General features: G+C 67.6%; 25 protein-coding genes and 1 pseudogene. 13 read left to right on the forward strand and 13 right to left on the reverse strand.

All coding sequences use genetic code 11. The features are described 5' to 3' along the window. Positions 1-39: 39 nt before the first annotated feature. Both ACFQI8_RS07430 and ACFQI8_RS07435 read left to right on the forward strand, forming a co-directional pair. On the forward strand, positions 40-666 hold the full coding sequence (locus ACFQI8_RS07430) for an MBL fold metallo-hydrolase (RefSeq protein WP_390243721.1): 627 nt from the start codon (positions 40-42) through the stop codon (positions 664-666). A 1-nt stretch (position 667) separates the two neighbouring features. After that, positions 668-1,048: a hypothetical protein gene (locus tag ACFQI8_RS07435; RefSeq protein WP_390243722.1), complete on the forward strand. Its 381-nt coding sequence runs from the start codon at positions 668-670 to the stop codon at positions 1,046-1,048. A 17-nt stretch (positions 1,049-1,065) separates the two neighbouring features. Here ACFQI8_RS07435 and ACFQI8_RS07440 read toward each other — a convergent pair whose 3' ends face one another. Together ACFQI8_RS07440 and trxA are read right to left on the reverse strand one after the other, a co-directional pair. Beyond that, positions 1,066-1,212 (reverse strand): 50S ribosomal protein L40e, encoded by a 147-nt coding sequence (locus ACFQI8_RS07440; RefSeq protein WP_004044485.1) that lies wholly within the window; start codon positions 1,210-1,212, stop codon positions 1,066-1,068. A 113-nt stretch (positions 1,213-1,325) separates the two neighbouring features. Beyond that, the gene (gene trxA, locus ACFQI8_RS07445) at positions 1,326-1,592 is read right to left on the reverse strand and encodes a thioredoxin (RefSeq protein WP_049917914.1); all 267 of its coding nucleotides are present in this window, start codon (positions 1,590-1,592) and stop codon (positions 1,326-1,328) included. A gap of 239 nt (positions 1,593-1,831) precedes the next feature. Here trxA and ACFQI8_RS07450 point away from each other — a divergent pair, with 239 nt between their 5' ends. The 4 genes from ACFQI8_RS07450 (at position 1,832) to ACFQI8_RS07465 (ending at position 4,587) form a co-directional block, all read left to right on the forward strand. Then, on the forward strand, positions 1,832-1,996 hold the full coding sequence (locus ACFQI8_RS07450; RefSeq protein WP_007274930.1) for a preprotein translocase subunit Sec61beta: 165 nt from the start codon (positions 1,832-1,834) through the stop codon (positions 1,994-1,996). Positions 1,997-2,055: 59 nt separating this feature from the next. Continuing rightward, positions 2,056-2,664, forward strand: coding sequence for a pyridoxal 5'-phosphate synthase glutaminase subunit PdxT (gene pdxT, locus ACFQI8_RS07455; RefSeq protein ID WP_390243723.1), 609 nt, complete (start codon positions 2,056-2,058; stop codon positions 2,662-2,664). 125 nt (positions 2,665-2,789) lie between these two features. Next, on the forward strand, positions 2,790-3,092 hold the full coding sequence (hisE, locus tag ACFQI8_RS07460; protein WP_390243724.1) for a phosphoribosyl-ATP diphosphatase: 303 nt from the start codon (positions 2,790-2,792) through the stop codon (positions 3,090-3,092). Positions 3,093-3,333: 241 nt separating this feature from the next. Beyond that, positions 3,334-4,587, forward strand: a complete 1,254-nt coding sequence (locus tag ACFQI8_RS07465; RefSeq protein ID WP_390243725.1) for an MFS transporter — start codon at positions 3,334-3,336, stop codon at positions 4,585-4,587. Positions 4,588-4,617: 30 nt separating this feature from the next. Here the strand turns inward: ACFQI8_RS07465 and npdG are convergent, their stop codons facing one another. The 4 genes from npdG to ACFQI8_RS07485 all read right to left on the reverse strand — a co-directional run bounded on the left by npdG (position 4,618) and on the right by ACFQI8_RS07485 (position 7,001). After that, positions 4,618-5,286: an NADPH-dependent F420 reductase gene (gene npdG, locus ACFQI8_RS07470; RefSeq protein WP_390243726.1), complete on the reverse strand. Its 669-nt coding sequence runs from the start codon at positions 5,284-5,286 to the stop codon at positions 4,618-4,620. A gap of 75 nt (positions 5,287-5,361) precedes the next feature. Beyond that, entirely contained in the window at positions 5,362-5,577 is a 216-nt protein-coding gene (locus tag ACFQI8_RS07475) for a DUF7534 family protein (RefSeq protein ID WP_390243727.1), read from the reverse strand. Positions 5,578-5,626: 49 nt separating this feature from the next. Further along, a complete protein-coding gene (locus tag ACFQI8_RS07480; protein WP_390243728.1) occupies positions 5,627-6,481 on the reverse strand; it encodes a TIGR01548 family HAD-type hydrolase in 855 nt (284 codons plus the stop codon). An 85-nt stretch (positions 6,482-6,566) separates the two neighbouring features. After that, complete coding sequence (locus tag ACFQI8_RS07485; protein WP_390243729.1) at positions 6,567-7,001, reverse strand: UPF0146 family protein; 435 nt, start codon at positions 6,999-7,001, stop codon at positions 6,567-6,569. A gap of 39 nt (positions 7,002-7,040) precedes the next feature. Here ACFQI8_RS07485 and ACFQI8_RS07490 point away from each other — a divergent pair, with 39 nt between their 5' ends. The 3 genes from ACFQI8_RS07490 to rtcA all read left to right on the forward strand — a co-directional run bounded on the left by ACFQI8_RS07490 (position 7,041) and on the right by rtcA (position 9,213). Next, the gene (locus ACFQI8_RS07490) at positions 7,041-7,562 is read left to right on the forward strand and encodes an archaemetzincin family Zn-dependent metalloprotease (protein WP_390243730.1); all 522 of its coding nucleotides are present in this window, start codon (positions 7,041-7,043) and stop codon (positions 7,560-7,562) included. A 112-nt stretch (positions 7,563-7,674) separates the two neighbouring features. Then, positions 7,675-8,124, forward strand: coding sequence for a universal stress protein (locus tag ACFQI8_RS07495; protein WP_390243731.1), 450 nt, complete (start codon positions 7,675-7,677; stop codon positions 8,122-8,124). Further along, the gene (gene rtcA / locus ACFQI8_RS07500) at positions 8,125-9,213 is read left to right on the forward strand and encodes an RNA 3'-terminal phosphate cyclase (protein WP_390243732.1); all 1,089 of its coding nucleotides are present in this window, start codon (positions 8,125-8,127) and stop codon (positions 9,211-9,213) included. A 25-nt stretch (positions 9,214-9,238) separates the two neighbouring features. Here rtcA and ACFQI8_RS07505 read toward each other — a convergent pair whose 3' ends face one another. The 4 genes from ACFQI8_RS07505 to ACFQI8_RS07520 all read right to left on the reverse strand — a co-directional run bounded on the left by ACFQI8_RS07505 (position 9,239) and on the right by ACFQI8_RS07520 (position 13,011). Further along, entirely contained in the window at positions 9,239-9,721 is a 483-nt protein-coding gene (locus ACFQI8_RS07505; protein WP_390243733.1) for a YbhB/YbcL family Raf kinase inhibitor-like protein, read from the reverse strand. Positions 9,722-9,775: 54 nt separating this feature from the next. Further along, complete coding sequence (locus ACFQI8_RS07510) at positions 9,776-10,708, reverse strand: VOC family protein (RefSeq protein WP_390243734.1); 933 nt, start codon at positions 10,706-10,708, stop codon at positions 9,776-9,778. Between the two features lie 171 nt (positions 10,709-10,879). After that, positions 10,880-12,694, reverse strand: coding sequence for a ribosome biogenesis/translation initiation ATPase RLI (locus ACFQI8_RS07515; protein WP_390243735.1), 1,815 nt, complete (start codon positions 12,692-12,694; stop codon positions 10,880-10,882). A 2-nt stretch (positions 12,695-12,696) separates the two neighbouring features. Next, complete coding sequence (locus ACFQI8_RS07520) at positions 12,697-13,011, reverse strand: EMC6-like membrane protein (protein ID WP_390243736.1); 315 nt, start codon at positions 13,009-13,011, stop codon at positions 12,697-12,699. A gap of 124 nt (positions 13,012-13,135) precedes the next feature. Here ACFQI8_RS07520 and ACFQI8_RS07525 point away from each other — a divergent pair, with 124 nt between their 5' ends. Further along, positions 13,136-13,429, forward strand: coding sequence for a MarR family transcriptional regulator (locus tag ACFQI8_RS07525; RefSeq protein ID WP_049917911.1), 294 nt, complete (start codon positions 13,136-13,138; stop codon positions 13,427-13,429). 114 nt (positions 13,430-13,543) lie between these two features. Here the strand turns inward: ACFQI8_RS07525 and ACFQI8_RS07530 are convergent, their stop codons facing one another. Both ACFQI8_RS07530 and ACFQI8_RS07535 read right to left on the reverse strand, forming a co-directional pair. Further along, a complete protein-coding gene (locus ACFQI8_RS07530) occupies positions 13,544-15,424 on the reverse strand; it encodes a PINc/VapC family ATPase (RefSeq protein ID WP_390243737.1) in 1,881 nt (626 codons plus the stop codon). 61 nt (positions 15,425-15,485) lie between these two features. Next, positions 15,486-17,117 carry a methyl-accepting chemotaxis protein gene (locus ACFQI8_RS07535; protein WP_390243738.1) on the reverse strand — a complete coding sequence of 544 codons (1,632 nt, stop codon included), beginning with the start codon at positions 17,115-17,117 and terminating at the stop codon, positions 15,486-15,488. Positions 17,118-17,273: 156 nt separating this feature from the next. Between ACFQI8_RS07535 and ACFQI8_RS07540 the strand changes: the two genes are divergently transcribed. The 3 genes from ACFQI8_RS07540 (at position 17,274) to ACFQI8_RS07550 (ending at position 21,674) form a co-directional block, all read left to right on the forward strand. Then, positions 17,274-18,368, forward strand: a complete 1,095-nt coding sequence (locus tag ACFQI8_RS07540) for a M20 family metallopeptidase (RefSeq protein WP_390243739.1) — start codon at positions 17,274-17,276, stop codon at positions 18,366-18,368. Between the two features lie 106 nt (positions 18,369-18,474). Then, positions 18,475-19,971 (forward strand): HNH endonuclease, encoded by a 1,497-nt coding sequence (locus ACFQI8_RS07545; RefSeq protein WP_390243740.1) that lies wholly within the window; start codon positions 18,475-18,477, stop codon positions 19,969-19,971. A 194-nt stretch (positions 19,972-20,165) separates the two neighbouring features. Further along, a complete protein-coding gene (locus ACFQI8_RS07550; protein ID WP_390243741.1) occupies positions 20,166-21,674 on the forward strand; it encodes a carboxypeptidase M32 in 1,509 nt (502 codons plus the stop codon). Positions 21,675-21,685: 11 nt separating this feature from the next. On the opposite strand, the pseudogene ACFQI8_RS07555 reads toward ACFQI8_RS07550, so the two are convergent. Then, a pseudogene (locus ACFQI8_RS07555) lies at positions 21,686-21,797 on the reverse strand (RNA-guided endonuclease InsQ/TnpB family protein); the annotation flags it as partial.

Below are 21,797 nucleotides of genomic sequence, written 5' to 3' on the forward strand. Positions count from 1 at the left end.
TCCGCCCGACTTTTTCCGGTCGGGCGCGTACGGGACGGTATGGAAGTCATCTCAGTCACCGCCGACGCCGAGACGTTCACCTGCAACGCCTACCTCGTCCTCGGCGAGCGAACCGTCCTCGTCGACGCCGGGACGATGCCGGGCGTCGAGGCGGTCGTCGCCGAACACACGGACGACCTCGACGCCGTGGTTGTCACCCATCAGCACTCCGACCACGTGGGCGAACTCGACGCCGTCGTCGAGCGGTTCGACCCCGACGTGTACGCCTACGCCGACCACCCGCTTCGGACCCACGAACTCGGAGACGGCGACCGCGTCGAGATGGGCGACGAATCGTTCGAGGTCGTCTACACGCCCGGCCACGCCGACGACCACGTCTCGCTCGTGAGCGGCCGGTCGCTGTTTTCGGGCGACGTGTTCGTCTACAACGACGGCGCGTTCGACGACGGCAGTTTCGGCCGCACCGACATTCCGGGGCAGTCCCGCGAGCGCCTCATCAGTAGCCTGCACACGCTGTTAGACCGCCTGCCCTCGACGGTCGAGGCGCTGTACGCCGGTCACGGCGACCCCTTCGAGAACGAGGCCGGCGGCGACACCGTCCGGGACGCGCTCGAACGCGCCATCGAACGCGCGGAGCGGCGCGAGCCGAAGTACCCGGAGGACTGAGATGGCGACCGACGCGACCGGGGACGCGGGCGGCGACCTGACGCGACTGCACTACGTCGGCGTCGGCCTCGCGGCCGTGACCGGCGTGATTCACCTCGTCTTCGGCGCGGGCGCGCTGGCCGCGGACCTCGCCGACCCGCTCGGAATCGCGTTCATCGGGGCCGCCGCGGGGTTCGCCGCGGGCATCGTCGGCGTCCTCCGCGGCGACGAGCGCCTCCGCTCGCGGGTGGTGTTGCTCGGTATCCCCTTTACGGTCGGGCAGGTCGTCCTCTACGTCGCGTTGAACTGGCCGGATATCTTCGGCATCGGCGGCGTCGCGGACAAACTCGTCCAGCTCGCACTGCTCGCGGTCCTGTTCGAACTGTATCGGCGAGACGCCTGAGAGAAACGCGTGCGGGCTTACGCGGCGCGGCGTTCCTTCGACTTGGGTCGAAGGTGCTTGTAGCCGCACTTCCGGCACTGCTTGGCCTTCTGGGGGTTCCGCGCGTTGCATCGCATGCAGATCTGCTTCTCGAGCGTCCGCTTCGTCGCAGCGTCACTAGCCATGCATACGACTCCCGCCGCCGGTCGTATAACGCTTGCGAGACACACCGCCGGCGCTCGCGGGCCGCTCGGCGGTCGTCCGGATGTGTCGGAAAACGCGGCGGTTCGCGGCGCGCTTACGCGCCGGCCTGGCTCAGCGCCGATTCGATGTCGTCGCGCTGGGTGACACCCACGAATCGGTCGACGATGCCGTCGTCGTTCTCGACGATGAGCGTCGGGAGCGAGCGAACCTGATACTGGTTGGCCACATCCTGTTCCTCGTCGACGTCGACCTTGACGAACTCGACGCTCTCGTAGTCGCCTTCGAGTTCGTCGAGAATCGGGTCCTGCGTCTTACAAGGGCCGCACCAGTCCGCGTAGAAGTCCAAGAGTCGAACAGTCATCGTATCCCGACGCATCTTACCCGCCCCCGCGCATAAGGATTACTCATGGGCCCTTGGCTCTCCGGTTGTGCGGCGCGACCGTTCCGGGCGATTTCACCGTCATCAAGCGCTGAGACGCCCGCAACCGGGTCGAAAGAGGAACGCGTTCGCCGGCGATTCGGGTGGTCGTCCCGACCGCGCGCCGCCCGGCTCCGAAGCGAGCCGAAACGTTTAGGCGGCGGACGCACGGACGGTGGAACATGAGCAAGGGCCAGAACAGCGGCGGTCTGATGTCGAGCGCGGGCCTCGTCCGCTACTTCGACGCGGAGGACCGTAACGCGATTCGAATCGACCCCAAAACCGTCTTCGCCGCGGGAGCGCTGTTCGGCATCGGCGTGCTGGTGCTGAACTCGCTCGCGTTCTGACTGCCGACCGCCGACCGCCGAACGGACGCTTTTTGTCTGCGGCTTCCCGAGACTCGTCCATGACTACGCTACGCGCCGGCGTCGTCGCCGTGCAGGGCGACGTGACCGAACACGCCGACGCCGTCGAGCGGGCCGCCGACGCCCACGGCGTCGACGCCGAAATCGTCGAAATCCGAAGCGACGGCCTCGTCCCCGACTGCGACGTGTTGCTCATGCCGGGCGGGGAGTCCACGACCATCTCCCGGCTCCTCGACCGCGAGGGCATCGCCGACGAGATTCGCGCCCACGTCGACGCCGGAAAGCCCGTACTCGCCACCTGCGCCGGCCTCATCGTCGCCTCCCGCGACGCCAAGGACGACCGCGTGACCACGCTCGACCTCCTCGACGTGACGGTCGACCGCAACGCCTTCGGCCGACAGGTCGACAGCTTCGAGGCCCCGCTGGACGTAGCCGGCCTCGACTCGCCGTTCCCCGCGGTGTTCATCCGCGCGCCCCTCATCGACGAGGTCGGCGAGGGCGTGGAGGTGCTCGCCGAGTGGGACGGCACCCCTGTCGCCGTCCGCGACGGCCCCGTCGTCGGCACCTCGTTCCACCCCGAGCTGACGCCCGACAGCCGCCTCCACGACCTCGCGCTCTTCGACGAACTCGCGGTCGAAGCCGACGCCTGAGCGGCCTTTCGGCCGGGCGCGGGTCACCCGTCCAACCGGGTGGGGGCCACCCGTCCGACCGACGGTCTGGCCGCCCGCCCGCCGGAACCAGAGGGTCTTTTTCCGCGCCCGCCCGTCGTGCGACCATGGACGCCGACACCCCGACCGACGAGGTCTTAGACGAACTCTTTGCGACCATCGAGTCGCGCAAGGCCGACCTTCCCGAGGACTCCTACACGACGACGCTGTTCACCCACGAGAAAGGCGAGAACTACGTCCTCGAAAAGCTCGGCGAGGAGACGACGGAGACCATCCTCGCCGCCAAGGACGACGACCGCGAGGAACTGCGCTACGAGAGCGCCGACCTCGTCTACCACCTGCTCGTCCTGCTGTCGATGAAGGACGCCTCGCTCGACGACCTGCGCGAAGAGCTGAAAACGCGGTTCTGAGACGACCGCGAGGCTCTCTACGACGGCACCCCGCGACCGCGACCGCGACCGCAACCGCGACTGCGACCGCCCCTCACCGCCGGCAGTTCCCGGACGAGACGGCCCGATTGCAAAACACCAAGAGCGTGCACCCACGATAGCGCACTCTCTCGATGCACGCCCCCCGAACCCGTGTCCGCCGGTCCGTTCCCGCGCACCACACACCTCACCGCGCCGCGCTCCTCTCCCGAGGGTCGGCCGCGTGAGTCGGCTGTTCGGCGGCGACGAGCCGTCAGTCGAGTTCGTCGCCGGGAGCCTCATCGCGGGCGTCTTCTTCGGCGGCGTCGGCGCGGGCGTCGCCTTCCCGACGCTCCCGACGCTCGGTCCCATCATCGGCATCAGCCCGTTCGTGGTCGGTCTCATCCTCTCGGCGAACCGGTTCACCCGACTGGTCGTGAACACGCCCGCCGGGCAGATACTCGACCGGATGGGGACGCGCCGGCCGATGATAGCCGGGTTCGTCGTGCAGGGGCTGTCGCCGTTCGGCTACGTCCTCGGGCTGGACCCCGGGCCGATTCCGCTCGACAGTGCGACTGTCTTCCTCCTGTCGCGGGCCTGCTGGGGCGTCGGCTCGGCGTTCGTCTTCGTCGGCGCGTTCAGCACCATCACGCACGTCACCTCGGACGAAAACCGCGGGAAGTGGGTCGGCTACATGCGTGGCGGGCAGAGCCTCGGCTTCCCCGCGGGCCTCGTCGTCGGCGGTCTCGTCACCGACGCGTTCGGCTACGCCACCGCGTTCGCCGTCGCGGGGTGCGCGGGCCTGTTCGCCGCCCTCGTCGCCATCTCCGTCCTTCCGGACGTGAAGACCGACGTGACGGCGGCGAGTTCGCTCCGCGACGTACCGCGACTGGTCGGCTCGGACATCCGCATCTTCACCGTCGGCACCGTCAACTTCGCCGTCCGGTTTCTGTTTGCGGGCGTCCTCCTCTCGACGGCCGTGCTGTACGCGACGGCGAACGACATCTCGCTCGGCGGCCTCTCGGGGGCGGGGGTCAGCGGCGTCGTGATGGCCGTCGGCGTCGCCGCGTCGAGCGTCACGACGCTCGCCGTCGGGCGGTACTCCGACCGCCTGTCGAACCGCGCGGCGCTGACGCTCCCCGCGTTGGGCGTCCTCGCGGCCGGGTTCGCGCTGTTGGCGCTCGTGCCGACGCTCCCCTCGACGCTCGCGGGCGTGGCGCTCATCGGCGTCGGCGTCGGCGGGTCGAACCCGCCGCTGTTGGCCTATCTCGGCGACCTCAGCCCGGCCGACGACGTGGGCAAACTCGGCGGCGTCTACAACGTCTTCGGCGACTCGGGGTCGACGCTCGGCCCGCTCGTGGCCGTCCCGCTGGCCGAGGTGGTCGGCTTTCGCGTCGAGTACCTCGCCTGCGTCGCGCTCATCGTCGTCGTCGGACTGCTCGTGGCGCGGACGCTCTACGGGGAGGCGGCGACGGTACCGCGGTCAGAACTGTCGTGAGAACTGGATTCGGACGCGGGTCGGACGGCGCTACCTGAACTGGATGCCGAGGTCGTGCAGGCCGTCGTTGTTCCGCGCGACGTTGATGAGAAGCGGTGTGATGCCCTCGATTTCGGGGGCGTTGGCGAGGCCGCCGCCGTCGAGCGCGCGGAGGCCGTCGATACCCTCGGCGAGCAGGCGCACCGTCTCCTTCGCGTCCCCGTCGTCGGCGACGAGGAGCGTGTCGATACCGAGGTCGGCGTCGAGGTCGGCCAGTCGGCCGGCCGCGAGGTTGTGGAACGCGCCCACGACCGGCACGTCGTCGGGGGCCGCGTCGGCGACGAGCGCCGTCACGCTCCCCGCCTTCGGCGGGTGGTAGTGGAAGCCGTCGTCGTCGCGATTCATGCCCGCCGCGGGCGTGACGAGCACGTCGCCCTCGGAGAGCGACTCGGAAACGGCCGCGACGGTGTCGGAGACGTGGTACGGCGGCACGGCGAGGACGACCACGGAGGCGCGGTCGGCGGCCATCTCGTTCGTGAAGCCGTTTACCTTCACGTCGCGGCCGCGACTGGAGAGTTCGGTCTCGTACTCGTCGGCCTTCTCGCGGGCTTTGTCGGGGTCGCGCGACCCGACGATGACCTCGTGGTCGGTGTGGTAGGCCCAGCGGAGGGCGAGGCCCTCGCCGATGTCGCCGGTCCCACCGAGGAGTGCGATTCGCATACCCACACCTCCGGACCGAGCCGACCTAAAGGGTTGTGCGACCGGTGGGTTCTGCCTGTGTTCGCCGGGGGCGAGTCACCGACCGTCGCCGTCGGACTCGACGAGCGCCTGCACCCGCTCGAAGCCGTCGCGGTAGACGAGCCACCACGCGACCACCGGGGCGAAAAGGAGGAGCGGCCCGACGAGGAACAACTGCGTGACGGGGTCCGGCGGGAGGAGGTACGTCCCCGCGACGACCACGACCGCATCGAGCGCGAGGAGCGTGACGACGAAGGCGCGAAGGTGTCCCATCAGCGAGCCTCCGGCGTCGAAACGGGAGTCTGAGTCAGCGTCTGCGCCATTAGTCGAGCAGGTCCGGAACCTCGTTCACGTCCTCGACGACGGCGGCCGCGCCGATTTCGGAGAACTTCTGTCGGCCGTCGTCGCCGGTCAGCCCGCCCGAGAGGACGCCGACGCCGTAGTAGACGCGGTCGGGGTCCGCGGCGTCGGCGTTCAGCGCCGTCTTCACGTCGTCGAGGGTGTCGCCGACGAAGACGACCGAGTCGGCTCCGAGGCGCTCTGCGACCGTCACGAGCGCGGCGGGGTGCGGCTTGCCCTCCTCCCAGTCGTCCATCGTGAACCGGTGGTCGTCGGCCACGTCGAGGCCGACGCGGTCGAGTGCGATGTCCGCCTCGGCACCGGGGCGGCCCGTGACGACGCCGAGTTCGCGGTCGCCGAGGGCGTCGAGCGTCTCCCGACGGAGAAGCACGGGTTCGTCGTTGATGTAGCCGGGGGCCTCGAACGGCGGCTCGCCGCCTTCGAGGTCGCGGTAAAGATCGCTCCCGAGGTAGAGCGCCTGAAACGTCTCGCGGAGCGCCTCGGGGTCCCACTCGTCGAAGACGACGCTCGGGTCGGAAAGTAGAGCTTCGACGGTCGCCTCGGCGGCGTCGAGACCGCCGCCGCGGGCCTCGATTTCGTCGGTGAACTCGGCGACCGACAGGTCGGCCTCACGGTCGGCGAGGACGGACAGCGCCGCCGCGTACGTGAGTTCCCAGTCGTTGTTGAAGCCGCCGGCGTCCTTGAACAGTTGGACCTCGTCGCGGGTGATGGTCGTACCGTAGTGTCGGTCCACGGATTCGACGATGGCGCGCCGGTAGGAGTCGGCGACGTCGACGAGCACTCCGTCGATATCGAGGACGACAGCGTCCGCGTGCATACCGGAAGCCCGCGACGAGCGGGCAAGTGCCTTACCCTTGGGACCGACCGGGTCGCGGTTACTCTCGGGACCGACCGGGTCGCGGTTACTCTCGGGACCGACCGGGCCGGGGCGACCGCCCGCGCTCGGCGGCGTACAGGGTATCGCCCGGAAGCGACTCGCGGGCGACCGGAACCGACGGCTCGTCGTAGCCGAGCGTGGTGAACAGGAAGTCGGCGTCGGCGCGGCGGGCGACCTCGGCGGCGGGTCGGTGGAGTTCGACGGGGACGTTCAGCGCGTAGACGACGTCGGCGTCGGCGTAGGGACCGAGGTCGGCGGCGTCGGCGCGGGCGAACACGTCGTCGCGGACGAACGAGACGCCGTCGGGGACGGGAAAGTCGCGGACGTCGACGGCGACCACGTCGACCCCGCGGGCGGCGAGGGCGGCCGCCACCGACGGCTCCCGGCCGACCCCGACTTCGACCGCGCGGTCGTACCCCGACAACCGTGCGACGAGCGCGTCGCGAAGCGATTTTTTCACGTCGGGATATTTATGAAGCGCCCCCGCTTAATCCCTCGCATGCTCGTCGATATCGTGCCTATCGGGGATATTTCTGCGGCCGTCAAGCGGGAGGCATCCGCCGGACTCCGCTCCGTCTACGACTGCGACGTGAGCGTGCACTCGAATCAGGCGATACCCGAGGGCGCGTTCGACCGGAGCCGAAACCAGTACCGGGCCGAACAGTTCATCGAGCTGGCGAGCCGCATCGGGCGCGGCGAAAAGAACATCGGCATCACCGAGAAGGACCTCTACTACCGCCGCCGAAACTACGTCTTCGGCCTCGCGTACCTCAACGGCAACGGCTCCGTCATCTCAACCTACCGGCTCCAGACCTCCACCGACGGCGGTATCACGAACAAGCCCGCCGAAGAGGTGCTGTCCGACCGCGTGCGAAAGGAGGTCGTCCACGAGATCGGCCACACCCTCGGCCTCGAACACTGCGACAACAACAAATGCGTCATGTCCTTCTCGCCGACGGTCCGGGAGGTCGACGTGAAAGAAGAGAACCTCTGCGGCACCTGCAGTCGGCTCGTCCACTAGCGCCCGAACGCGAGTTCCGTTCCGTCCCGTCCCGTCCCGTCCCGTCCCGTCTCGTTTCGTCCCATCCCGCCTCGTCTCACCCTTTTTCTCGTCTCGGCACCTGTATTCGGGTATGAACTTCGTCGTTGCAGTAGACGGCTCCGCGGCCGCGGACAGAGCGCTCGACCACGCGCTTTCGATGCTCGAACCGCTGGGTGCGACGGTCACGGTCGTCCACGCGGTCGAACCCCAAGTCCTCGTCGAAGGCGGCGAGGAACCCGTCGCGGGCGTGGCCAGAACCGGCGATCGAATCGTCGCCGAGAGCCTCGAAGACGCGGAGGCGCGCGCCGAGCGCGTCCTGCAGGCGGCCGCCGAACGCGCCGCCGACGCGGGCGTCGAAGCGGCCGCGGAACTCCTCTACGGCGACCCCGTCGAAGTGATTCCGGCCTACGCCGACGATGCGGGCGCTGACGGCATCTTCGTCGGCCACCGCGGCCTCTCGAAGCGCTACGAGGGGCTGGTCGGGAGCGTCGCTAAGGAACTCGTCGAGCGGGCGTCCTGTCCCGTCACCGTCGTCCGCTGAATGCGCCGACTCGACGGGCGAAACGGCGGCGGCCAGCCCCTCAGAACCGCGCTCGCGCTCTCGGTCGTCACCGGCGAGCCGTTCGAGATGACGAACGTGCGGGGGAACCGCTCGACGCCGGGTCTGAAGGCCCAGCACGTCGCCTGCGTCTCGGTCGCGGCGGCCGTCTCGAACGCCGACGTCGACGGCGACGAGGTCGGGTCCTCGACGCTCCGGTTTTCGCCCGGCGACGTTCGAACCGACCCGGTCGAGGCGGCCGTCGGCACCGCCGGGAGCGCGACGCTCGTCTGCGAGACGGTGCTCCCGGCCGCCGTCGCCGTCGACGCCCCCCTTCGGCTCACCGTCACCGGCGGTACCGACGTCCGGTGGTCGCCGCCGGCGGACTACCTCCGGTACGTGAAGCGCCCGCTGTGTTCGATGTTCGGCGTCGAGTTCGGCGTCTCGGTGCCTCGCCGCGGCTTCTACCCGGCCGGCGGCGGCACGCTTTCGCTCCGAATCGAACCGGCCGAGCCGACCCCGCTGGCGCTGGACCGCCGCGGTGACCTCGACGAACTTCGGGTCTACTCGGTCGCGAGCGAGTCGGTCGCGGACGCCGCGGTGGCCGAACGGCAGGTCGAGGGGGTTCGCGACGCGCTCGCCGAGACGGGTATCGACCTCCCGATTCGCGCCGCGGTCTCGTCGGCCGAAAGCGACTCTCCCGGCTCGGTCGTGGTCGTCGTCGCGCGGGGCGGAGACGGCTCCGAGTCGGTCGTCGCCGGCTTCGACGCCTCCGGCGAGCGCGGCACGCCGGCCGAGGCGGTCGGGTCGCGGGCGGCCGCGTCGGTCCTCGACTGGCTCCGCGGCGACGCGCCCGTGGACCGCCACATGGCCGACCAACTCCTCGTCTGGGTCGCGCTCGCCGGGGGTCGCCTGCGGATTCCCGCCGTCACGGACCACGTGCGGACGAACCTCGACGTGATTCGAGCCTTCGGCTACGACGTGACGCTTGCGGGCGGCGACAGCGACGGCGATGGCGGCACGGAGACAGGGACAGGGTCGGGCGCTGATTCCGGCACGGGCGCGGTCGTCGAGTCCGACGGCGGTCGGTGACGGCGGACTTCACGAAACGACCGTGTCAGGGCGCGTAGCTTCCGGCCAACTGCGTCTCGGCGATGACGTGCCCCGCGATGGCGCGCTTCAGGTCGGCCTTCGTCGCACCCGCGTCGAGGTCGAGGGGTGCATCGAGCGCGTACAGCAGGAGGCGGTAGGTGTGCTCGCCGTCCGGGGGGTTGGGGCCGCCGTAGCCCCGCTCGCCGTAGCTGTTGGTTCCCTCGACCGCGCCCGGCGGCGTCTCGCCCGCCTCGATGGCGTCGGTCTCGGGGTCGACGTTCCAGACGAGCCAGTGGTCCCACACCTCGCCCGCGGGCTTCACCGCGTCGGGGTCGTCCATCACGAGGGCGAGCGAGGCGGTCCCCGGGGGAACGCCGCCGATTCGGAGCGGCGGACTCTCGTTTTCGGTCGCGTAGCCGTGGGTGCGGGGTATCCGCCTTCCGTCGTCGAACGCCGGGCTCCGGAGGGTGAGCCCGCGGCGGCGCTCGCTCGAATCGCTCGATATCATACCGTCCCGTTGGGCGACCAGCGACAAAACGGTTCGTTCGGGAAAACCGACGCGTCAGCGGCTGTGGACGACTCGAACGCCGATTCCGTCGGGGTCTGAGACGACGAACGAATCGGCCGGGTCGGCCGCGTCGGTCGCGTCGCCGTCACCGGACTCGGTCTCGTCGACCCCATCCTCGTCGACCTCGTGGCCGGCGGCGGCCAGCGACTCGCGGACCGCGTCGAGCGTCGCGGCGTCGGGAACGACGACTTCGAACCACTCGATGCCGCGGCCCTCGCCGACCGGCGCGCTCCGGGTGTTCCAACTGTTCAGGCCGACGTGGTGGTGGTACTCGCCGGCGGCGACGAACGCCGCGCCGGGGTAGCCCTCGTCGCGGACGCGCATGCCGAGCGCGTCGACGTAGAACTCCCGCGACCGAGAGACGTCGGTGACTTCGAGGTGGACGTGGCCGAGGTCGGTGCCGTCGGGCGCGACCTCGTCGCCGGCGGCGTCGTCGGCGAGCGCACCGAGGTCCAGCGGGAGCGTGTCCATCGACACCCGGCGGTCGTCGGCCCACGGCCACTCCTCGCGTGGGCGGTCGCGGTAGACCTCGACGCCGTGACCCTCCGGGTCGCGGAAGTACAGCGCCTCGCTGACGAGGTGGTCGGACGCGCCGGAGAGGGTCCCACCGGCGTCGCTGGCGCGGGTTCGGGCGCGGGAGAGCACGTCGCCGAGCGCGCCCCGGTCGGGCACGCGAACCGCGAGGTGGAACAGCCCGGCCTCCCGGCGGCCGCGCTCGGGGGCGTCGGGGTCCTCGTCGAGGACGACAACGGGGGTCTCGCCGGCCGAGAGGACCGCCCGCGAACCGTCGCGCTCGCGCTCGACCGTCAGGCCGACCACGTCGCGGTAGAACGGGACGACGCGGTCGAGCGAGCCGACGCGGAGCGCGACCCGGCCGAGGTGGGTGTCGTCCGTGAGCGAGCCGTTGGATGGGGTATCGTTCGTCATACCCACGTCTTCGAGCGTGGCCGTGAAAACGTCCGCAGTAACATCGGGGTCACTCGCGGCGCGGCGTGTAACCGGGTCGCAGTCGGCGGGAAACGGCCGGCTGAGACGGACGGAAAGCGAGAGCGAGAGCGAAAACGAGGCGGACGGAAACGCGAACGGGCGACCGGGTCGCTACTCGGCGTAGTAGTACTCGCCGGCGCGCTTCTGCTCGCGGTCGAGTTGCGAGTCGGGCTTGTTGATGCGCGGGCGCTGGGTGCGCTCGTCGCGGCGGAACGTGATGTCGAGGTCCGACAGGAAGTCGTTCATGCCGTCGCGCATCTCCTGCGGTTTCGAGGCGTGGCCCTCGATGGACGGCTCGCCGTCGAACACCATCAGGCGGTCCGCCAGCAGGTCCATCATGTAGATGTCGTGGTCGATGACCATGACCGTCGCGTCGTGGTTCTCGGCGTAGCGGCGGATGGCCGAGGTGGCCTGCACGCGCTGTTCGACGTCGAGGTGGGCCGAGGGTTCGTCGAGCACGTAGAGTTCGGCGTCCTGCGAGAGACACGCCGCGATGGCGACGCGCTGGCGCTCGCCACCGGAGAGGTCGGTGAGGTTGCGCTCCATGATGCGGTTGAGCTGGAGCGGCTTCGCGATTTCGGTGTTCCAGTACGACGAGCCGAACTGGTCGGTGATAGACGAGAGGAACGCGTCGACCCGCATCGGCTGGTCGATTTCGATGTACTGCGGCTTGTACGAGATGTCGAGCGCGAAGTCGAGCTCGCCCATATCGGGCGTCAGGTCGCCCGTGAAGAGCTGTGCGAGCGTCGACTTCCCGATACCGTTGGGGCCGACGATGCCGAGCACTTCGCCGTTGTAGATGGTGCCGGACTCCACGTCGAGCGAGAACTCGCCGTCGCCGTAGGACTTGGCGAGGTCGGGATACTCGACGAGGGGTTCGGCCTTCGTCGTCTCGCGCGGCGCGTGTTCCTCGAAGGTGATGGCCTCCGGGCGGATGCGCATGTTCTCGTTCGAGAGGTAGCCCTTCAGGTACTCGTTGATGCCGTTTCTGACCGACTTGGGGTCGGTGATGACACCGTACGCGCCGGGCTCACCGTAGGCGACGTGGAGCGTGTCGGCGAGCAGGTCGAGGATGGCGAGGTCGTGTTCGACCACGAGCACCGCGCGGTCTTCGTCCTCCGCGAGTTCGCGGATGAGCCGCGCGGCGGTGACGCGCTGGCCGATGTCGAGGTACGGCGAAATCTCGTCGAGGAAGTAGAAGTCGCGGTCGCGGGCGAGCGTCGCCGCGAGGGCGACCCGCTGGAGTTCGCCGCCGGAGAGCGTCTCGATGTCGTTGTCGACGACGGGACCGATGTCGAGGCGGTCGATGTAGGAGTCGAGCGCGCCGCGCTCGTCGGTCGCTTCGAGGAGTTCGCGGGCCGTCCCGTCGAACTGCTTGGGAATCTGGTCGACGTACTGCGGCTTTCGCGCGATGGAGACCTCGCCGTCGCGGACCTGCTCGACGTAGTTCTGGAGTTCGGTGCCGCGGAAGCGGTCGAGGACGGCCTCCCACGTCGGCTCCTCGTCGTAGTTGCCGAGGTTGGGGACCATCTCGCCCGCGAGGGCGCGGACGGCGGTCGTTTTCCCGATACCGTTCGGGCCGAGAATCCCCGTCACCGAGCCGGATTCGGGGACCGGAAGCCCGTACAGCGAGAAGGCGTTCTCGCCGTAGCGGTGGGTCGGCTCCTCGTCGAGCTCCGAGGGGAGGTTGATGATTTCGATTGCGTCGAAGGGGCACTTCTCGACGCAGATGCCGCAGGTCTCGCCGAGGCAGATTTCCTCGGAGATGCGCACCTGGTCGGGACCGCCCTGCTCGGCGTCCTCGCCGCGGAGCGTGATGCACTCTTTGCCCGTCCGATTCGGCGGACAGAAGTTCGAGCACTCGTAGCTACAGCGGTCGGGAGAACACCGGTCTAAGTCGACGACGGCGATACTATCGTCGGCCATCGTTAGAGCTGAACACCCGAGGTCAGCAGGATGGCGAACGTGATGAACCAGAGCGCGAAGGTCATAAACACCACGTAGAGGTAGTCCTTCACGCCGAACCCGGTGACGTCGACGCCGACGACGCGAAGCACGGGGAACTGGATAAGGACGAGCGCCCCGAGGATACCCACGGCCAACTGATTGGTCGCGGCCTCGGGACTCGTCCCCACCACAGCACCCGAGACCACCGCGGCGGCGATGCCGGCGAGGCAGGCGAGTGTCGTGACCGTCACTCCGCGAATGTGACTGGAGAGTCCGGTCTGCGTTTCCGTGGCCATGTGTTCCCGTGCGATATGCGGCGTCAAAAGCCGTTCGTTCCTCCCGCGGCCCCGCGGGTAAAGCGTTGTCGGCCGGTCGCAGGCCAACAAGGTTTATGCTGGTAGCGCGTTTCGATTCGTAACGATGGCTGGAACAGAAGAGGAGAGTCTCGACGACCTCCCACCGAGTGCGAAGCTTGTTTTCAAAGTGCTCGAATACAACGGTCCGCTCACCCAGAAAGGCATCGTCGAAGAGTCGATGCTCTCGGCGCGAACCGTTCGCTACGCGCTCGAACGACTGGAGGGAATCGGTATCGTCGACGAGGACGTCTACTTCGCCGACGCCCGACAGAACCTCTATCAGTTGACCGATCTCGCGCCGCAAAAGGCGCAGGCCAAAGCCGACGGCGGCAAAGAAAAGGCCTGTTGCGCCGAGTAGTGAGAACCGCCGCGGAACCACCGCACGCTTCGCAGTCGGTGTCGGAAGAGACCAGTTGCGACGTGTCGACCCGCTCGAACCCCGACCGGCGAAAACGACGATTCGGCCGTTCTGTTAGGCCGGAACGACCGTAATCCGCTGTTTTCTATCGATTGCGTTCTCCAGTTCCTCGGCGATGGCGCTCCCGCGAGAGACCTGAATGTCGCCGCCGCGGCCGACCGTCGCCGTGAACAGGTACTCCCCGTCGGCGCGGACCTCAACCGTCTCACCGACGTGGCCGTCCATCCGCACGACGACGTGCCGCGAGGTGACCTCGGGCGTCACGACGACGCCCTCGTCGGCCCCGCCCGCGGAGCCGGCCGCACCGGACTGTCCGCCGGCGTTCGCGCCCGCGTGCTGTCCCGACGACGAGGGTTTCTCGTCGTGGGTCCGCACGTCGATGTCGATGCCGAGGCGGTCTTCGACGTCCGAGATGCGGCCGCCGCCCTTCCCGATGACGTAGGAGATGTCGTCGTCTTCGACGTAGACGACCGCGCGGTTCTGGCCCTGCAGGTCGACGTCGACGTGCCCGCGGGCGATGGAGCGAATCTCGCGTTCGATCTCCTGTTTCGCCAGCCGGGAGACGCCGCTTTCCTTCTCCTCGCCGTCCTCGCCGAGCGGGACGGTGACGACCTGCCGGTTGAACGTGTAAATCTCGTACTTCGGCGTGCCGGTCTCGAAGTCCCGAATCTGGATGACCGGGCGGGCGAGGTCCTCCGCGAAGAGGCCCTCGGGTACCTTCACCTCGGTGCGCACGTCGTACACCGTGTGGACCTCGCCGTCCTCGATGTAGACGACGGTGTCGACGACCTGCGGAATCATGCCGAGTTCGACCCGGCCGACGAGGCGCTGGAGCGCGTCGATGGCGCGGGTGGCGTGGACGACGCCGACCATGCCGACGCCCGCCAGTCGCATGTCCGAGAACACCGAGAAGTCCTCGGTCTTTCTGACCTCGTCGTAGATGGTGTAGTCCGGGCGCACGAGGAGCAGGGAGTCGGCCGTCTTCGCCATGTCGCCGCCGAGGGCGGTGTACTGGGTGATGTCGGGGCCGACCTGCAGGTCGCGCGGCTTCTCCATCGTCTTGACCGCGTAGTCGCTGTCGTTGAGGAACTCGGCGACCGCCTGCGCGAACGTGGACTTCCCGGCACCGGGCGACCCGGCGATGAGGACGCCGCGCTGGCGCTCGGCGAGTCGGTCGCGGAGTTCGTCGGCGAACTCGTAGTCGTCGAGTTCGGTCTTGACGATGGGGCGGACGGCGGTGATTTCGATGCCGTCGGCGAACGGCGGGCGGGCGACCGCGATTCGGTAGTCGCGGAACTGGACGATGTCCATGCCCGGCTCGGAGAGCTCGACGAAGCCGTCTGTGGCGGCGCGGGCGGAGTTGATGATGTCGTCGGCCCACTCCTTCATCGTCGCCTCGTCGGTCGGCTCGTCCGCGATGGGCTGGTAGTGCATCTCGCCGACCGCGCCGCGTTTGGCCTTCGGGCGGGTGTCGGTCTTGAGGTGGACCGACATCGTCTGGTCGTCGAAGAAGCGCTCGATGATGAGCCCGCCGGAGCCGCGGACCGCGGCCTCGACGTACTCGACCGAGACGCCCTTCGCCTTCGCCACTTCGGCCTGCACCACGTCGCTGGTCAGGAGCGTCGCCGACCGCTCGGTGGCGATGTCGCGGATGAGCGCGTCGATGTCGCCCTCGCCGGCACCTTTCGTCTCGCCCGAACTCGGGCGACGACCGACGTATTTGAGCTTGATGACGCCGTCGTCGGCGAACTCCGCGAGACGCTGGAGTTCGGAGAGGCCCTCCCAGCCCGTGTCACGGCCGTCGTTGGCCTGCGATTCGAGTTCGCTGACGACCGCCTCGGGGACGAGTACGTCGGCACCCTCGTAGGTGCCGTCGTCGACTCGCTCGGACACGCGACCGTCGATGACCGCGCTCGTGTCCGGCACTATTTTCATGCGCGTGGGTTTGGGCGGGTGACGGATAAGGTTGTAGTTGACAGCCTCCCGCGCCCTCGACTCAATCGTCGGCCGGCGCGACGGGTCGCTCCCCGTTGACGACCTCGAACGACCCGACGAGGCCGTCGAGGTCGGCGGCTTGCGACGACAGCACCTCGGTCTGGTCCGCGAGGTCGCCGATGGACGCGGACTGCTCGCGCGCCGTCTCGACGACGGTCCGCGACTGGCCGGCGGTCTCCTCGGAGATGTTCGCCACGTCGTCGACGCGGGCGGCGATGTCCGCCGCCGACTCGGCCTGCTGGTCGGTCGCGGCGCTCACCTCGGCCACGCTGGCGTCGATGTCCGTCACCATGTCCACGATGGTCTCGAACTCGCCGATGGCCTCGGTGACCGTCTCCAGACTGTCGGTGACCTGCCGGTTCATCTCCCGCACGTCGGCGAGCGTCTCCTCGGAGTGCGCCGTGATGTCGGCGATGAGCCCGGACACCTCGTCGGCCGAGTCGCGGGTCTCCTCGGCGAGCGACTTGACCTCCTGTGCGACGACGCCGAAGCCGTCGCCCGCCTCGCCCGCGTGGGCCGCCTCGATGGCCGCGTTGATGGCGAGCAGGTCGGTCTGCGAGCCGACGTGGTCGATGAACGCCGCGATTTCGTCTATCTCCTCGATGCTCGCCGTGAGTTCGGCGACGGCGTCGGCGGTGCGGTCGATGCGGGCCTCCACGGTGTCTAACTCCTCCATCGCCTCGGTCGCCGCGTCCCGGCCGACCTCGCCGCGCTCGGAGGCCGTCTCGGCGGTGGTTGCGACCTCGTCCGCGGAGGCGGCTATCTCCTCGACGGTCGCAGAGAGCGTGTTGAGTTCGTCGGAGACGGTCTGGAGGTGGTCGGTCTGCGCCCCCGCGCCGTCGGAGATTTCGGTGACCGAGGCGGCGACTTCCTCGCTGGCGGCGTCGGCCCGGCGGACGTGCTCGCGGGCGGTCGAACTCATTTCCGACACCTCCTGTGCGAACGACTGGACCTCGCCGATGGTCGACGAGAGAGTGCAAACGAGGTCGTTGTAGGTCGCCGCGACCTCCTCGTATCGCTCGTCGTCGACGCCCCAGTCGTCGGTGTCGATGGTGGCGGTGAGGTCGCCCGTCTGCGCCCGCGATGTCGCCTCGGCGAACGCCTCCACGAGGTGCTGGAGGTTGCGCGTGTAGTCGGCGAGGTCGCGTTGCATCCGGTCGAGCGCCGCGCCGAACTCGCCCGGCAGGTCCTCGTCGAGCGCCGGGTCGTCGAAGCGCTGGTCGGCGAGCGCGCCCGCCTGCGAGGCGACGACGCGGAGGTGGTCGTGCATCGCGCCGAAGTCGTCGGCGAGGCGGGCCACCTCGTCGGTTCCGGCCACGTCCGGGGGGCGGGTCGACAGGTCGCCAGCCGCGACGCCCGCGGCCGCCGACGAGATGGCTTCGATTGGCGAGACGATGTCTTTTCGCGTGATGATAATCGTGTTGACGAACGCGAGGCCGGCACCGAACAGGAGGAGCGCCGAGAGTTCGAGTCGGAACGCGCCGGTCGCGACCCACGGGAGCGCGGCCTGCGCGAGCGAGACCGCGAACTGGATTGCGACGGCGGCGACGACCTTTCTCTCGACCGAACCCGAGATGCCGAGCGCGTCCATGCTTCCCCAGAGCAACCGTTCGTACGTCGAGACGAGTCGCATACGCTGAGGTTCGGGGAACGCGCAATAAGCCGGGTCGCGCGTTCTCGAATTCTGATAACGCCGCTATCTTCGGAGCGTCCGACCGCAGTCGCGCCGGACCCGGGGCGGGACTGCCGGACGCCACACGCTTTTGGGGCGACCCGCCGACGGGCCGGCATGGACGAACTCCGCGACCTCACGGCGACCCTCGTGTCGGTACCGAGCCACGAGGACGAGACCGCCGTCGGCGACGTCATCGAATCGTGGCTCCGCGAGGAGACCGACGCCGACGTGACCAGAGACGACGCGGGGAACGTCGTCGCCCGCGCCAATCCCGGCGTCGGCGCGTCGCTCGCCCTCGTCGGCCACCACGACGTGGTCCCACCGGCCGACCGGCAGACCACCGACGGCGGCGATTACGTGGTCGAGACCCGCGACGGCCGCCTCTACGGCCGCGGGGCGGCGGACATGAAAGGAGCCGTCGCGGCCTCGATGCTCGCCTTCCGCGACGCGGCCGCAGACGCCGATTCGGAGGTCGTCTTCGCCTCGTTCGTCGGCGAGGAACTCGGCGGGGAGGGGGTCCGCGCGGCGCTCGACGACGGCTTCGAACTCGACTACGCCGTCGTCGCCGAGGGGTCGACGAACTACACCGGCCCCGACCGGACGGACGTGGTCGTCGCCCACCGGGGCCGCCGGGCGAGCACCCTCGTCGCGTCGGGGACCGCCTGCCACGCCAGCGAACCCGAGCGCGGCGAGAACGCCGTCTACCGCGCGACCGACGCCGTGGACGTGGTCCGCGGCCTCTCGGTGCCGGACGCCGAAGTCCTCGGCCACCCCGTCTCGGGGAGCCTCGCCGTCACCGAAATCGACGGCGGGAGCGCGTGGAACGTCATCCCCGACCACTGCGAGGTGACCATCGACGAGCGGACCGTCCCCGGCGGCTTCGCCGACCTCGCGCTGGCGGCGGAAATCGAGGGCGTCGAGTGGGTCGTCGAACAGGATCTCCCGCCGATGGCGTGCGACGACGCCGACTTCGCCGAGCGCGTTCTCGACGCCGCCCGGTCGGTCCACGAGGCCCGCGGCGACGCAGAGCCGGAGCAGACGACGAAGCCCCACGCGACCGACGCCGGGTGGCTGTCGCAGGCGGGCACGACCTGCGTCGTCTACGGTCCCTCCGAACCCGGCGAGGCGCACACGAGAGACGAGAGCGTGTCGCTCGACGTGCTGGCGCGGTGTTACGAGACGTATCGGGAACTCGTGGCAAATTGGTGATTTCGGGCCTGGGGAGAGGCAAGTAGCCGGTGGCGGCGACTCGAAGGATGTCAACAGAGACGTTCAACCACAACTATCATTTAACCATACTGTCACCATCTGGTAAATGAATGAAACCGAAGAGGTCCTTTCTCCGGAGTACGTCGCTGGGCTCTTAGACGCCACTGGGAGGGTACAATTCAACATCCACTCCCAGACCGACAATAAATTCACCGTCCGTCCTTCGCTCCGAATTCGGACCTACGAGTCGACAGCACGCCGTGACGTACTGGGTATGTTTCTCGACAGCCAATCGTACGACAGCACTCGATTTGTCGACGGTGATTACTCGATATCGTATTTTCTGCTTGACCAGCATAGTGAGTTGCAACAACTTGAGGAGTATCTCGCCGGGCACTCTGCGCAGTTAGCCAACGAATTAGCGTTCGTGACCAGCCTGTCTGACAACCAGTTCGGTGGGCAATTGTTGACAGCCGAAGACGTCTATCAATTGCTCATCACGCGCGACGAACTCCGTCATGGATGGCGCCCGAGAGGCCGGAATCACACCACACCGCAGGACTTCAGCGACGAGTATGACGTCCGTCCGTCGAAAGTGGACTCGCTTCCTCTGCCAGATGGACGATGCCGATCTGGGTATTCAGAAAAGTGGTTTGCTGGCTTGTTTGATGGAATTTGCCGCTACCGTGCGAGCATTGCGCAAACGGACGAAGTTCGAATTGGGTACACGATGTACCCAATTGCACGAATGCATCTGACAGGGGTGAGTAAACAACTCGTCGACTATGCACTAGACTATTGTGAATCGACAGGCATTGACTACGGTAGTTCCTCGACGCGGCACGATTTTCAGGTCTATTTCACTGCCCATCAAAATGTGAGGAAGATTATCGAGACACTGTTGCCGCACTCTATCGTCCTCAGACAGCACTCTGAACTGATGCTCGAATCGATTCTCCCACGGTTCGAGGAGGGCGTACACACGACGAAGACAGGGTTCTACGAGTTGCTCTGTGACTGCCTGTACGTTGGCGACCGAACGGGAGGGCCCTTCCGAAAACGAGAGTACAACCCTTCCTACTTCGAAGAAATCTGGAGCGACGAGTTCTCGCTGCAAGAGAATAGAGACGAAGACACCAAAACGAGGCAACGTACCGACCCATTCCCACGAGAAGACTTCGACCCAGTACAGGTTGAACCGGAACTGTACGAAGACATAGGAAGATACCAGACGGTCCTCGACAGAGTACGACGCGACCGCGAGATAGTCAACGAGTTGAAAGGGCTCTACGACGATAAGTGCCAGGTGTGTGGAACCACGTTACTTCGGAACGACGGAACTCGGTACTCAGAAGTTCACCATATCGTCCCCCTCGGTGAGCCACATAGTGGACCAGACAAAAGATCAAACATGCTAGTCTTGTGTCCAAACCATCACACGGATTTCGACAATGGTGTCGTAAGTGTATCTCCAGAATCACTTGAATTGGAACACACCCACACTTCAGCGCTCTCTGATAGACAGTTAGCCGTGGACTCAGACCACCATATTTCGACCGAGTTATTACGGTATCATAATGAGAAAATTGTTGGCGAACAGTGAGGTCTAGTTACTTACCTCGCGACGCGGTGAATAAGCAAGCCCAACAACCGACACTGTCGATTGAACGAAGTCGGCACACTATCTATTCACCATGGGTTTGAGGTTTCACATCTGATAGCACCCGACTGAACAACAACGGACTACAATTCGCATCTCCTTCATTTTATTACGGTTCCGGACCGACCTAATATCATATGGCACAATCCTCCACCGAAGACGCGTCGCCGTACGACCGACTCCTCACGAAGTACAAGCGAATCGCCAACGTCGAGAACGCGGGCGGCATCCTCTCGTGGGACCAGCAGGTCATGATGCCCGACGAGGGGACGCCCGCGCGCTCCCAGCAGATGTCCGCGCTCTCCGCCGTGAGCCACGAACTCCTGACCGACGACGAGTTCGGCGACCTCCTCGACGCGGCCGAGGCCGACGACCCGACCGACGAGCAGGCCGACGTGCTCCGCGAACTCCGCCGCGACTACGAGCGGGCGGCCCGCGTGCCGAACGACCTCGTCGAGCGGATTTCCGCGGCGTCCTCCGAGGCCATCCCGGCGTGGAAGCAGGCGAAGGCCGAAGACGACTTCGAGAAATTCGCGCCGCATCTGGAGACACACGTCGAACTGAAGCGCAAGTACGCCGAGCACATCGACCCCGACCGCGACCCCTACGAGGTGCTGTTCGAGGACTACGAGCCGTGTCTCCCCCTCGAACAGGCCGAGGAGATTCTCGCCGAGGTGCGCGAGGTGCTCGTCCCGATGATAGAGGACATCCGCGAGTCCGACACGGACCTCGCGGTTGACGCCTTCGAGGGCGAGTTCCCCGAGGACGACCAAGAGGAACTCGTCCGCGACGCGCTCACGACGCTCGACTACCCGTGGGAGCGCGGCCGACTCGACACCGCCCCGCACCCGTTCTCGTCGGGGACGCAGTTCGACGCCCGCGTGACGACCCGCTACGACGAGTCCGACGTGCTCGGGTCGCTGTTCTCGACCGTCCACGAGTTCGGCCACGCGCTGTACACGCTCGGTCTGCCCGACGAGCACTACGCGACGCCGCTCGGCGAGAACCGCAACCTCTCGGTCCACGAGTCGCAGTCGCGGCTCTGGGAGAACCACGTCGGGCGCTCGCGGGCCTTCTGGCGGCACTTCCTGCCGACGCTCGAAGACCGGTTCCCCGAGGTCGACGCGACGGTCGAGGAGGCCTACGAGGCCGCCAACCAGGTGTACGACGACAACCTCATCCGCGTCGAGGCGGACGAGCTGACCTACCATCTGCACATCGTCATCCGGTTCGAACTCGAACGCGACCTCATCGCCGGCGACCTCGCCGTCGAGGACGTGCCGGAGGCGTGGAACGACAAGTACGAGGAGTATCTCGGCATCCGGCCGGACACCGACTCCGAGGGCTGTCTGCAGGACATCCACTGGGCGTACGGGAACTTCGGCTACTTCCCGACCTACTCGCTCGGCTCCGTCATGGCCGCCCAGCTGTGTTCGGCCGCCGATGCGGACATCGACGACCTCGACGGGAAGCTGGCCGACGGCGAGTTCGGCGACCTCCGCGAGTGGCTCCGCGAGAACGTCCACCGACACGGCCGTCGCTACGAGACAAACGACCTCGTGAAGCGGGCGACCGGCGAGGACTTCGCCGCCGACGACTTCCTCGACTACGTCGAGTCGAAATACGGGGCGCTGTACGACCTGTGAACTACCCCACCCTACCGCTCGCCTGACGGCTCGCGCTTGAGGGTGGGGCTTCCTGTTTCAACGACGCGCTTTGCAGACACAGGTGTATCCACAGGGAGCGCAGTCTCCACAGGCGTTGATTCG

The sequence above is a fragment of the Haloferax chudinovii genome, assembly GCF_042663345.1.
GTDB classification, from domain to species: domain Archaea; phylum Halobacteriota; class Halobacteria; order Halobacteriales; family Haloferacaceae; genus Haloferax; species Haloferax chudinovii.